Below are 11,706 nucleotides of genomic sequence, written 5' to 3'. Positions count from 1 at the left end.
AAGAAAAGGCGTTGCCGGGCTGTTTCTGGATCACCGCCCAAGGCCTTCAAGGCCAAGGACGGTGAAAATTTCAAAAAACCGATTTCCGGTGGACCGTAAGGCTGCTCCGCTTAAGTGAACAGCATTAGCCTTCCGGCGGGCTTTTTTTATGGGTGCGCCAGGCATGGCGCGTTGCGCGCTGGTGTAACCAGCCTGGTGCGGCTTGGTTGGTGTGTTGAAGGCGCTGACCGGTCCTCAAGGCTCGGTTGCTGGCCGGTGAGTATCGTCCGCAGGTGTGTGCTTCAAAAGAAACCAAAGGCGGGGCGCAGCGACTGGGCATTCCCAGTGTCGTGGATCGCCCGATCCAACAGGCGTTGTTGCTACAGCTAACGACGATCTTCGACCTTTTGTTTTCGGACAATAATGGACGCTGAGTCGGGGAAAGTGCCACGTGGCACGGCCTCGGGTCTGTGATTGTCCGAGTTATGGGGGGAGTTGGCGTCAGCAGTCGAGGCTGGGAATGGCAACGATGAATGGGGCGTTTGCGCGGGGCCACAAAGGCCCATGCTCGAGCTCTCGAACACTACATTTGAATCAAGTGTTGACAAAAAAACAGGCGAAAAAAAGCCAGCAATTAGGCTGGCTTGAGATTTTCTGTGTGAATCAGGAGGCGTCTGCGGCCATTTCCGCATCATGGGCAATCAGCGAAACGAGAGCGTTTTGCTGGCGGTGGGATAGCTGTCGGAAGCGTTGCAGCAATTCACGTTCGTGCAATGAGAGCTCTGGACTGTCCAGGCGCATGCTTAGTTCTTCGCCCAGTGCGCCTTCCTGAATAAGGCTCTGTTCAAGGCGCGCGATGATTTCGGAGTTCATGCTGCGATGATGATTGCGAGCCACCTCGGCAATGCGTTCACGCATTCCGTCTGGCAGACGTACGACGAACTTGTCAGCCGTACGGCTGGAATAAATTGCCTGTTTCAATGGGCGCATATATTTAACCGGTTAGTTCAGGGGAGCGGTTTTCGGGATTGACCGCAGGATGTCTGATAAGACAAGCGCTCTGGCCAAATGTTCAACCTGAATTGATAGAGGCTCGCATCATGCCTCACTGAGCCAGATCATTGGCGTCAATTCTGTGACAAATATTGAACTGGATAAAGGCATTATGCCAGCACCAATTATCAGAAATACGGACTGGTCTGGAAAGTGGTCTGGGTCCGTATTGCTGGCCGCGTCTTTTGCCCGTCAGAGAGTGTCGATAAATATCCGAGGGCTTTTCGTGCGAATTCAATCGCTGTTCCTTGCTCCTACAGGATAGTGGCAAATGGCCGATTTACTAGGGCCAAGTGCATACTCAGAGCGATTTAGGATGGATGGCGAACAGATTTGTTTGATGTAGCATCCTGGAACACTCCCGGTAAAAGGAGCGTCAAGGGATCTTTTTTGGCTTCCGCGGCAAATTTCGCGATACTGCGTGGCGTCTGCCTACACTTAAAATGCCTAAGGACGACATGACAAAGCCATGCTTGCCCGTTAACATGCACGCCGTCCATTGCTCCGCAAATCCTTGCGGGCGGTTTTTGTCTCAGTAGCTCAATTGGATAGAGCATCCCCCTCCTAAGGGGAAGGTTGGCAGTTCGAACCTGCCCTGGGACACCATATATCCAGCCACTCTCTCATTTTCAACTATTGCAGTTGACCGCTTTCGCTGACTGCTTCGGTCACTACGCCCATCGCAATGCTCATCCCTCCTTATAGCTACCAGTCTTGGATTGACGGGTATTGGGATGAATGTGCGTCGACCAACGTGTGCCTGGATGCCTGAATCGATGCCGGATTGCCCCATATCAGGACCTGTTGCGGGCGCCGAGGCTGGCTCCGTCAAATCGGCGCCGGTACAGCGTGACGTTCAGCGCAGGTCGTTCAACGTTGCATCCAGTCGTTCGAGCAGCAGGTCCGCATGCTCGCGGGCAAATACCAAGGGCGGGCGAATCTTGAGGATGTTGGCCATGGGGCCGGTCGAGCTGATCAGCACCTGACGGCGGCGCATGCCGTTGACGACCGCCGCCGCGGCAGCTGCTGCCGGGGCTTGCGTCTCGCGGTCTGCAACCAGTTCGACACCGATGAACAACCCCTCGCCGCGTACGTCGCCAATGACTTCATGGTGCTCGGCCAGTTTGCGCAACCCCTCCTTGAGATAGCTGCCGACATCGCGGGCATTGGCTTGCAGGTTTTCTTCGCGCAGCACCCGCAGTACCGCATGCGCAGCCTTGCAGGACACCGGGTTACCCCCGTACGTATTGAAATAACGTTGTTGGCGACCGAATTGATCGAACAACGCCGAGCGCCCGACCACCGCGGCAACTGGATGGCCGTTACCCATGGGTTTGCCCAGCGTGACCAGATCCGGAATCACTGATTCACGGGCAAACCCCCAGCGCTGCCTACCGGTGCGGCCGAACCCTGGCTGCACCTCATCGGCGATATACAGTCCGCCGGCGTCTCGCACGCATTGCGCGGCAGCGGCCAGTTCGCCGTTCGCAGGGCTGAACACACCATCGCTGGAGAAAATGCTGTCGACCAGCAGCGCCGCGGGTTTGATGCCTTGCGCCTGCATGTCTTGCACGGCCGCTTTGACGCTGGCGACGAAATCGGCGGTACGGCGGTAGGAATCCGGAGCCTCCACCAGGCGCACATGGCTGGCGGTGGGGAGGCCCGTGGCCAGCGATGGCGATACCTCGGCCAATGCGCTGGTCACGCCGTGGTAGGCCCAGCGGGTGACAATGATGCCCGTTCCGCCGCTGTGGCATCGTGCGATGCGCAACGCCAGATCGTTGGCCTCGCTGCCGGTGCAGGTCATGGTCATGTTATCGAGTTGCGGGGGAAACTCGCTGAGCAGATCTTCTGCGTATTCCACGATCGACGGGTGCAGATAGCGCGTGTGGGTATTGAGCAGGGCGCTTTGCTCGGCAATGGCTGAGACCACGGCGGGGTGGCAGTGACCGATGGACGCCACGTTGTTATAGGCATCCAGGTAGGCGGCATTGTTTTTGTCGTACAGCCACACGCCTTCACCCCGCACCGGCGCGAAGGGTTCCTCGTAAAACAATCGATAGCTGGCGCCCAGTGCGCGTTGGCGACGGGCGAGCAGTTCAGCGGCGGTGGACGAACTCATGGAGCCTCCGGTGTGCAGGCGTTGATCAGGCTTTGGGTCAGCAACCCCTCGGGCAAGGCGGTGAGGCATTGCAGATTGCGCCAGGTGGTGCGCAGGTTACGCAGGACGTAGGTGCGGTTTTCCGGATACAGGCTGGCGCGCCACTGGGCGATGGTGATGGCCATGGCCATGCGCATGGCGATCAGGTCGCCGAGTACAGCCAGCTCCTCGCGCTGCAACGGGATCTTTGCGTGGTAGGCGGCGACAAAGGCCTTGATCTGCCACAGTGGGTCGATGGCCTCGGCGTCGAACTGATATGAGAGAGCCGTCCCCAATTCGTTGATTAGCGGGGCGTGGAGGGCATCGCCGAAGTCGATGATGGCCGCAACGCGGCTGGCGGTTTCGCAGTCGAGCATGACGTTGTGCGGGTTTAGATCGTTATGAATCACCTGCGCACGCAGTTTGGCCAGAGGCGGTTTTACCGAGGTTTCGTAGCCGTCCAGCAGGGCGCAAACCAATGGCAGTTGATCGACGTCCAGGTTATCCAGATACGGCCTGATTCGCTCCGCGTGGCCGACATCCCAGAGCAGATCGCGATAAGCGGCAGGGTGCTGGAAGTCATTGAGGGCCAGGTTGATTTCGGCCAGGGAGGTACCGAGTTCGTGCATCAGCGCAACGCTGGGCTTGCCCAGATTCTGCGAAATACCGTCCAGGTAGCTGACGGCGCGCAGTGTCAGTGTTTGCTCGCTCACCAGCACTTTCGGTTCAACCTCCCCACTGAGTGCAGGCAGCACGCGCGGAACCGGCAGGTGCGCACCGTGCCGCTCGATGTGCAGCAACGCCTGGGTCTGGAAGCTGATGACGTCGGGATCTTCGGCTGGGTTGATGAATTTCAGGACGAAGGCACCGCAGCTGGACCGGATGAGAAAGTTGGCATCGCGTTCGCCATTGAGCAGCTTCAGCGTGCCTTTGAGGCCGTATACCCGATCAGCGATTTCCAGTGCTTCGGCAGGCGACACGTTTGGCGTCTGGGTGGTCATTAATTCGGTGCAACACCCCTTGTCCATGATGGCCTCAGACATGCTGGCCACCATTGACGTGAATTTCCGCTCCGTTCACGTAAGAAGCGCCGCTGGTGCAGAGGAAGTAGATCAGCGAGGCGACTTCTTCCGGTTTGCCCAAGCGATTCATGGGTACCAGTCGCTCGACGATGTCGGTGGTGCCCGGCGACAGGATGGCGGTGTCGATTTCGCCGGGGGCAATGGCGTTGACCCGCACCCCGTGCGGGCCGAAATCGTAGGCCATTTCCCGAGTCAGAGCCGAGAGCGCCGCCTTGGACGTGGCGTAGGCGACGCCAGCAAAAGGGTGCACCTTGGAACCCGCAATGGACGTGACATTGATGATGCTGCCCTGGGCGGCTTTCAGTTCATCGAACAAGCCACGAGCGAGGAGGGCGGTAGAAAACAGGTTGACGTTGAACACCTTCAGCCACGTGGCGTAATCGGTTTCCAGCACGCCAAGTCGACCACCTTCCGGACTTTTTGGTGACACGCCAGCGTTGTCTACCAGCGCATCAAGCCTTCCCCCGAGTTTTTCCTTAATGGTCGCCAGGCTGGCGCTGACACTGTCGATGTCCTCAAGATCCAGATGGATATGGTTGAGCAAGCCTTCCGCCCATGGGCATTCAGCGACCCAGCTTTGCCGGGAGGCGGTGAATACTTCCCAGCCAGCCGCATTGAAATGCTTGACCGTCGCATGGCCAATGCCGCGGCTGGCGCCGGTTAACAGTAGCTTTTTTTTCTCGCTCATGAGCACGGCTCTTCGTAATTGAAGTTTGATGCATCATGTTTTTAGGCGCGCAAGTAGTCAATAGGGGCATCAGAGATCGTTTCGTCAGGAAGCCGCTTCCTGACTGACGGCTATGAATTCCAGCATTTTTTGATTGCCGTCGAGAATGTCCGCCTGGATTGCGTGTTTGGCGGCTGCCGCATCCTGCTGACGCAGGGCATTGAGTACTTCGATATGGTGTTCAATGGCCATGGTCAGGGAGAAGTGCGCGTACGCCTGTGCGATCAGCGGTCCTGCGCGCATCCACAGACTGTCCAGATAGCTGCGCAGCAAAGGCATGCGTGCGGCTTCCGCGATCAAAAAGTGAAATTCGCTATTCAGGCGAAGCGCTTCAGGAAGGTCGCTATTGTTGATGGCTTCTAGGTTGAGCTGAATGTTGGCGTCGATGCGTTTAAGGTCGTTTGAGGTGGCAAGCCGCGCGGCGGTTTCGGCACCAAGACCTTCAAGATTCAACCGTAGCGTGCGGATTTCCAGATAGGCCGCACTGTCGAGCACCGGTACTCGAATGTCCTTGGGGGTCTTGAGCACCAGAGCTTTCTCTTTCGCCAGTTGCAGAATGGCGTCTCGCACGGGGGTGACGCTTGTTCCCAGCTGGCTGGCCAGCTCCCGGATGCGCAGTCGATCATCAGGCTTGAGGCTGCCCGTGATCAGGGCGTTGCGCAGTTGGGAGTAAACGTTGCTGCCCAGATAGGTGTGAGTGATCGTGTCGAAGGGGTAAGGCATGAATCACCGGATGCATGGAGCTGTTTGGCCAAAGACTATACAACATGATGCATTAAGTCTTTTGCGGAAACCGGCGTAGCAATATGGATAAGAGGCTGGTCCGGGGGGAGGGCGGTGCCTGGTGGCGGCGATAACGGGGCAGCGATTGATTCAGACCAGCAGAGCTCACTGAACCGTCCGAAAAGATACTGAGGGCTATTTCTTTTGGCGCGCCACGTCTCGGTAGTTCTTGGGTAGCTCGCCGGTCCATTGCCGAAACGCTCGGGTGAACGCGGACGGCTCGGAAAAACCCAGCATTTGGGAAATGAGGCTGATCGACATCGACGTCTGGCTCAAGTAGTGGATCGCCATGTCGCGACGCACTCCGTCCTTGAGTCGTTGAAATTGGCTGCCTTCGGCCGAGAGTTTTCGCCTGAGCGTTCGCTCGGTGAGGTGCAATTCAAGGGCGGCACTCTGAATGGTTGTTTCAGCCAGGTCCTCGGAACGCTCCAGATGATCCAGTACCCGCCGTGTATAAACCGGGTAGTAGGCAGGGCGAGTGAACCAGTCGAACGGTGCCCGCTCCAAGTGATGACCGAGGGTCTCGGGCGTTTGCACCAATGGCGCCGTGAGTATCGCGGCATCGAACACCAGGCAGGTCACGGCCTGGTCGAACTTCGCCGGGCAAGGAAACATCAAGCGGTATTCGGTCAGGTGTTTGGGCGCAGGATGGTCAAACGCGACATGTTTCAGGTGGATCCGCTGGCCAATCAACCAGCTGGGAAATCGATGCCACAGCAGCAACAGGAAACCTCTCAACAAGTAATCCTTGTCTTTGGCCGGGTCCTTGAGCGCCATCGAAAAAAACGCCTCATCGCCAACGATGTCGAGTGACAGATGCAGGGAGTCATTGATCACGTTGTAGAAGTGGCTGAGCTTGTAATACACCGAATGCAGGTTGTGCGAATGAATGACCTGCTTGGCCATGATGGCAAATACACCCTGTGGACAGCGTTGCGAGCCCATGCCAAGAAACTCGTCGTCAGCCAGGCGCCATACGGCCCGCATCAGGCGGCTGAATTGGTCAGGCGTGATCCGCAGATGGGCATTTTCCAGCATGCGCTGGTTAAGGCCTGCTTCCTTGAGCAGCACCGCTTCGTCTAGCTGAAGACGGTGGCCGGCATTCATCAGCATTCGGGCGAAATGGATAGAGATTGAATAGCGTTCGATGCCCATCGGAGGCAGATTCCTGCAGTGTGTGCGGTCAGTTTATCGCCTAAGTGCTGTCCGATAATGTCTATTTTTAGACTGGTTTCGTTATTGTCGCCAAGGGGCCTCCCGATAGAAGCTAGCCGCCACCTGTAGACGCCTGTCTGACCCGGTCAGAACGCTGTTATTGCCTCCAAGGAAGCCCGTCCGTGCACGTGCAAGTAGTCGACGCGGTTGCCGTCCGCCAGAACGTGACGGCATCCGAAACAGATGCATCCCGCCTGAAAAACCGCACGCTAGACGAATGGGCGCGTCACCGTTGCAGTGCGTACGTACGCCCATGCGACGCACAGCCTTCCCTATACGCACCGATCGCCGCGCCGGTTCCCAGGCCGGGCACGGCACCAATGAACGTCTTTGCATCTGCGACGCCGTGGTCATTACCGGCGCCACCTGGTGCGTAACGTTTGAAACAAGAGGTCCACGAACATGGCCAATTTAGTCGATTACCGAGTGCTGTCAGCCAAGGCCTGACATGACTCGGGCCGACACTGAACAACGCCCGTTATTACCCAGTCGTTTGCTGCCCCTGTGGCTGACACAGGCGGCCTGCCTAACGCATCGCTTTAGTGAGGAAACAAAAATGAGTGATTACACCCACCCCTACCGCGACACCACGTTCGTGCTCAAAGAACTGGTCGAGTTTGAAGCCTTGTGCGCGTCGGCCCGTCTGGACGACGTCAACGATGAGCTGGTTTCCGCGATTCTGGCCGAGGCCGGTCGACTGGGCTCCGGGGTATTGGCACCACTCAATCGGATTGGCGACACCCAAGGCACGCGCCTGAATGAGCAAGGCGTGCAGGAAGCGGCCGGGTTCGCCGACGCCTATCACCAATTCCAGGCTGGCGGCTGGCCTTCATTGACCGCCGCTGAAGCGTGGGGCGGCCAAAATCTCCCCAACGTGATCGGCACTGCCGTCAGTGAGATCTGGCACTCGGCCAATATGGCCTTCGCCCTCTGTCCGATGCTGACCCAAGGCTCGATTGAAGCGATCGCGCACCATGGCTCGCCCGCCCTGCGCGAGGCTTACCTGTCCAAACTGGTCAGCGGCGAATGGACTGGCACCATGAACCTCACCGAACCCGATGCCGGTTCGGATTTGGCCGCGATCAAGAGCCGCGCCATTCCTCAGGGTGACCACTACCTCATCAGCGGGCAAAAAATCTTTATCACCTGGGGCGACCACCAGATGACGGACAACGTTGTCCATCTGGTACTGGCCCGGCTGCCGGACGCACCGGCCGGCGTCAAAGGGATTTCCCTGTTCCTGGTGCCTAAATTCTTGCTGGATGCTCAAGGCGAGCCCGGCGCACGTAACGATGCCCGCTGCATCTCGTTGGAACATAAACTGGGCATCCACGGCAGCCCGACCTGCGTCATGAGCTTTGGCGACAACGGCGGAGCCATCGGTTATCTGGTGGGCGAACCGCACCAAGGCTTGGCCTGCATGTTCACCATGATGAACCACGCCCGGCAAAGCGTTGGCCTGCAAGGGCTGGCCATCTCGGAGCGGGCTTATCAGCAGGCGCGTCAGTACGCAAAAGATCGTCTGCAAGGGACTCGCAAGGACGGTAGCCGCTTCTCTATCATCCATTTCCCCGATGTTCGTCGCATGCTGCTTCAGATGAAGTCGTCCATCGAAGCGATGCGGGCTCTGGCGTTGGTGGCCGCTGCCGAAGTGGACCGCACTGCTCACGCGCCTGACGCCGACACGGCGAAGGTCCATCAAGGTCGCGTCGATCTGCTCACACCTATCGTTAAAGGGTGGCTGACCGAAATGGCGCAAGAGGTGACCTCGCTCGGTGTGCAAATTCACGGCGGCATGGGGTTTATCGAAGAAACCGGCGCAGCCCAGCACTACCGTGATGCCCGTATTCTGACCATCTATGAAGGCACCACCGGCATCCAGGCACTGGACTTGGTCGGGCGCAAGACCCTGCTTAACCAAGGCGAACTGCTCACCCGTTTACTGGACGAAATCGGCGAAACCGTCGCCCTGCTACAAGGTTCGGCCACATTGGTCCATCAGGCCAAGGCACTGGACGATGCCATGCGCGCTGGTCGCGCCGCTCTGCGCGTGCTCCTCGACAATGCCAAAAACGACGCCCACCTGGCGGGTAGCATCAGCGTCAATTTCATGATGCTGTTCGGCTACCTGAGTGGCGGCTGGTTGATGGCCCGCTCGGCACTCAGTGCTCAAGCTCTGCTGGACTCGGGCAATGGTGATCCGCAGTTCCTGGGCGCCAAGCTGATTACTGCCGATTTCTATGCCGAGCAACTGCTGCCTCGCGTACACGCCCTGCTGGCGGCGATTGGCGGTGGCAGTAAAAGCATCATGGCGCTGGACGATGAGCAGTTCTGACCCTGCGCGGGCCTGATCGACCCAGGTGATGGCGCCGCCACAAAAGCCTTGGCGACGCCTGCCTTAATCGTCTCGGCCTTCGCTTGTGCCCAGGCTAACGAACAATCCGACGAGCAGTGCTTCTCAGAGGCACTGCCCGGAATGGGCGCGATTACCGGTTGAGCGGCAGATGTCCGGTGACCCGCCTGCTATTCCCTACCTTCGAGGTTTTTTCCATGCACGCTGCGCGTATCCGGCTGGCTTCCCTGCACGACAAAATCATGAGTGCACCACAGGCCGCCCTGCTCATTAAAGACGGCATGACCATCGGCATCAGTGGTTTTGGCGGTGCCGGAGACGCCACGGCGGTCTCCCTGGCCTTGATCGAACAGGCCAGGCGCGACCCGCTGAAAATCAACCTGATCACCGGCGCCAGCCTTGGCCATGGTCTGGACGGGATGATGGCCGAAGCGGGTCTGTTGGCCCGGCGCATGCCTTTTCAGGGCGACCCTGTGTTGCGCAAGGCTATCAACGAAGGGAAGGTGATGTTCATCGACCAGCACCTCTCGGAAGTGGTCGAGCAGTTGCGCGGTGGCTACCTGCCGACCCCGGATATCGCGGTTATCGAGGCGGTGTGCATCACCGAGCAGGGGCATATCGTGCCCACCTCGTCGGTGGGCAACTCGGCCAGCCTGGCACTGGCCGCCAAACAGATCATCGTCGAACTCAACCTGTCGAGCAGCCCTCATTTCGAAGGGCTGCATGACATCTACCAACCCCTGGACCGTCCTCACCGTGGCGCGATCCCTGTTGTCCAGTCAAACAGCCGCATTGGCAGCCATGCCATCGAGATCGACCCGTCACGCATCGCCGCCATCGTTATCAGCAACACACCCGAGGCGGCGGTTCCCATGTTGCCGCCTGACAACGACACTCAGGCCATTGCCAATCATTTGGTTCGGTTTTTCGAGAACGAGGTGGAAATGGGCCGCCTGCCGAGAAACCTGGCGCCGCTGCAAGTGGGGGTGGGTTCCATCGCCAACGCAGTGATGTGCGGCTTGATCGACGCCCCGTTCAACGACCTGGTTCAGTACTCCGAGGTATTGCAGGATTCCACCTTTGACCTGCTGGATGCCGGCAAGCTGAAATTTGCCTCGGGGTGCTCCATTACCCTTTCCAGTGCCTGTGGCGAGCGGGTCTTCAAGAACCTGGGGCAATACGCCGAGCGCCTGGTCTTGCGCCCACAGGAAATCTCCAACCACCCGGAGGTCATTCGGCGTCTAGGGATTATTGCCATCAACACCGCGCTGGAGTTTGACCTGTATGGCAACGTCAACTCCACCCATGTCGGCGGTACACACATGATGAATGGTATTGGCGGATCGGGAGATTTTGCCCGCAACGCTCACCTGTCGATATTCGTGACCAAATCAATTGCCAAGGACGGGAAAATCTCTCGCGTAGTGCCCATGGTCAGCCATGTCGACCACACAGAGCATGACATCGACATTCTGGTAACCGAACAAGGGCTGGCTGACTTGCGGGGGCTGGCGCCTCGGGAACGAGCCCGAATCATCATCGATCACTGTGTACACCCGGACTACCGGGAGGCACTCAACGATTACTTCACCGCCGCCTGCCGCTTGGGCGGGCATACTCCTCACGATCTCAACCAGGCGTTGAGCTGGCATATCCGCTTGAACGAAACAGGCAGCATGCAAGCGGCCCGATAGCGAGCCGAAGCCTGTACCTCGAATAACCACTTGCTCAAGGTCCTCGCCGGCCCCTGAGCGAGTGGTTTTCGAACATGGTCTGAATCAATTGGCCGGCTCCCAAGTGCGCATCGCCAGGTTGAGCCTACCCTGGACACAGAATTCTTCAGACACTGGTGATCCTTTCTATATAGAAGAGAAGGTGATCTTGCCCCGCCTTCTGCAAGTAATTGATAGAAAACCCAAATAAGTGCTTGACGGCGAATTATAGAAGCCTATAATTCGCCCCACTTCCGGCGCAGTCGAAATGGAAAACTCCTTGGAATACAATGAGTTACGCTGTTTTCGGCGGCAAGGTGCTTCAGGTCATCGAAGCGCGAAGGAAGTTGAAAAAGAGGTGTTGACAGCAGCGAGTAACGCTGTAGAATTCGCCTCCCGCTGACGAGAGATCGAAAGCGCAAGTGGTTGAAGTTGTTAAGGAATCCTTGAAAACTTCTGAAAATAATCACTTGACAGCAAATGAGGCTGCTGTAGAATGCGCGCCTCGGTTGAGACGAAAGATCTTAACCAACTGCTCTTTAACAACTGAATCAAGCAATTCGTGTGGGTGCTTGTGGAGTCAGACTGCTAGTCAACAGATTATCAGCATCACAAGTTACTCCGCGAGAAATCAAAGATGTAACCAACGATTGCTGAGCCAA

General features: G+C 57.8%; 8 protein-coding genes, 1 tRNA gene and 1 pseudogene. 4 read left to right on the top strand and 6 right to left on the bottom strand.

Features of this window, described 5'->3' with window-relative positions; genetic code table 11:
• Positions 1-227 precede the first annotated feature (227 nt).
• Positions 228-398 (top strand): annotated as a pseudogene (locus JQF37_RS31620) (group II intron reverse transcriptase/maturase); the annotation flags it as partial.
• A gap of 244 nt (positions 399-642) precedes the next feature.
• Here the strand turns inward: JQF37_RS31620 and JQF37_RS31035 are convergent.
• The gene (locus JQF37_RS31035) at positions 643-969 is read right to left on the bottom strand and encodes an Arc family DNA-binding protein (RefSeq protein ID WP_003178899.1); all 327 of its coding nucleotides are present in this window, start codon (positions 967-969) and stop codon (positions 643-645) included.
• 592 nt (positions 970-1,561) lie between these two features.
• Here JQF37_RS31035 and JQF37_RS31030 point away from each other — a divergent pair.
• A tRNA-Arg gene (locus JQF37_RS31030) sits at positions 1,562-1,638 on the top strand.
• A gap of 250 nt (positions 1,639-1,888) precedes the next feature.
• Here the strand turns inward: JQF37_RS31030 and JQF37_RS31025 are convergent.
• From JQF37_RS31025 to JQF37_RS31005, 5 genes are all read right to left on the bottom strand, one after another.
• Positions 1,889-3,154 carry an aminotransferase class III-fold pyridoxal phosphate-dependent enzyme gene (locus JQF37_RS31025; protein WP_130211550.1) on the bottom strand — a complete coding sequence of 422 codons (1,266 nt, stop codon included), beginning with the start codon at positions 3,152-3,154 and terminating at the stop codon, positions 1,889-1,891.
• A complete protein-coding gene (locus JQF37_RS31020; protein WP_223272743.1) occupies positions 3,151-4,215 on the bottom strand; it encodes a phosphotransferase in 1,065 nt (354 codons plus the stop codon). The genes JQF37_RS31025 and JQF37_RS31020 overlap by 4 nt, the downstream gene beginning before the upstream one ends.
• The gene (locus JQF37_RS31015) at positions 4,208-4,942 is read right to left on the bottom strand and encodes an SDR family oxidoreductase (protein WP_047532313.1); all 735 of its coding nucleotides are present in this window, start codon (positions 4,940-4,942) and stop codon (positions 4,208-4,210) included. Before JQF37_RS31015 ends, JQF37_RS31020 begins: the two co-directional genes overlap by 8 nt.
• 84 nt (positions 4,943-5,026) lie before the next feature.
• Complete coding sequence (locus JQF37_RS31010) at positions 5,027-5,704, bottom strand: GntR family transcriptional regulator (RefSeq protein WP_130211552.1); 678 nt, start codon at positions 5,702-5,704, stop codon at positions 5,027-5,029.
• Between the two features lie 195 nt (positions 5,705-5,899).
• A complete protein-coding gene (locus JQF37_RS31005) occupies positions 5,900-6,919 on the bottom strand; it encodes an AraC family transcriptional regulator (protein WP_130211553.1) in 1,020 nt (339 codons plus the stop codon).
• Positions 6,920-7,535: 616 nt separating this feature from the next.
• On the opposite strand from JQF37_RS31005, the gene JQF37_RS31000 reads away from it, so the two are divergent.
• Positions 7,536-9,314, top strand: coding sequence for an acyl-CoA dehydrogenase (locus tag JQF37_RS31000; RefSeq protein ID WP_130211554.1), 1,779 nt, complete (start codon positions 7,536-7,538; stop codon positions 9,312-9,314).
• A gap of 215 nt (positions 9,315-9,529) precedes the next feature.
• Positions 9,530-11,026 carry a succinate CoA transferase gene (locus JQF37_RS30995; RefSeq protein ID WP_130211555.1) on the top strand — a complete coding sequence of 499 codons (1,497 nt, stop codon included), beginning with the start codon at positions 9,530-9,532 and terminating at the stop codon, positions 11,024-11,026.
• Positions 11,027-11,706 lie beyond the last annotated feature (680 nt).

Origin of the sequence: Pseudomonas sp. MIL9 (assembly GCF_016887925.1) — a bacterium.
GTDB classification, from domain to species: Bacteria; Pseudomonadota; Gammaproteobacteria; order Pseudomonadales; family Pseudomonadaceae; genus Aquipseudomonas; species Aquipseudomonas mohnii.
The sequence above is the reverse complement of the archived record's forward strand: the minus strand, read 5'-3'. Positions and strand labels throughout refer to the sequence as shown.

What these genes read in the sequence shown, in the direction of transcription:
- JQF37_RS31035 (WP_003178899.1), bottom strand. Translation starts at nt 969, where the DNA reads ATGCGCCCATTGAAACAGGCAATTTATTCCAGCCGTACGGCTGACAAG.
- JQF37_RS31025 (WP_130211550.1), bottom strand. Translation starts at nt 3,154, where the DNA reads ATGAGTTCGTCCACCGCCGCTGAACTGCTCGCCCGTCGCCAACGCGCA.
- JQF37_RS31020 (WP_223272743.1), bottom strand. Translation starts at nt 4,215, where the DNA reads ATGTCTGAGGCCATCATGGACAAGGGGTGTTGCACCGAATTAATGACC.
- JQF37_RS31015 (WP_047532313.1), bottom strand. Translation starts at nt 4,942, where the DNA reads ATGAGCGAGAAAAAAAAGCTACTGTTAACCGGCGCCAGCCGCGGCATT.
- JQF37_RS31010 (WP_130211552.1), bottom strand. Translation starts at nt 5,704, where the DNA reads ATGCCTTACCCCTTCGACACGATCACTCACACCTATCTGGGCAGCAAC.
- JQF37_RS31005 (WP_130211553.1), bottom strand. Translation starts at nt 6,919, where the DNA reads ATGGGCATCGAACGCTATTCAATCTCTATCCATTTCGCCCGAATGCTG.
- JQF37_RS31000 (WP_130211554.1), top strand. Translation starts at nt 7,536, where the DNA reads ATGAGTGATTACACCCACCCCTACCGCGACACCACGTTCGTGCTCAAA.
- JQF37_RS30995 (WP_130211555.1), top strand. Translation starts at nt 9,530, where the DNA reads ATGCACGCTGCGCGTATCCGGCTGGCTTCCCTGCACGACAAAATCATG.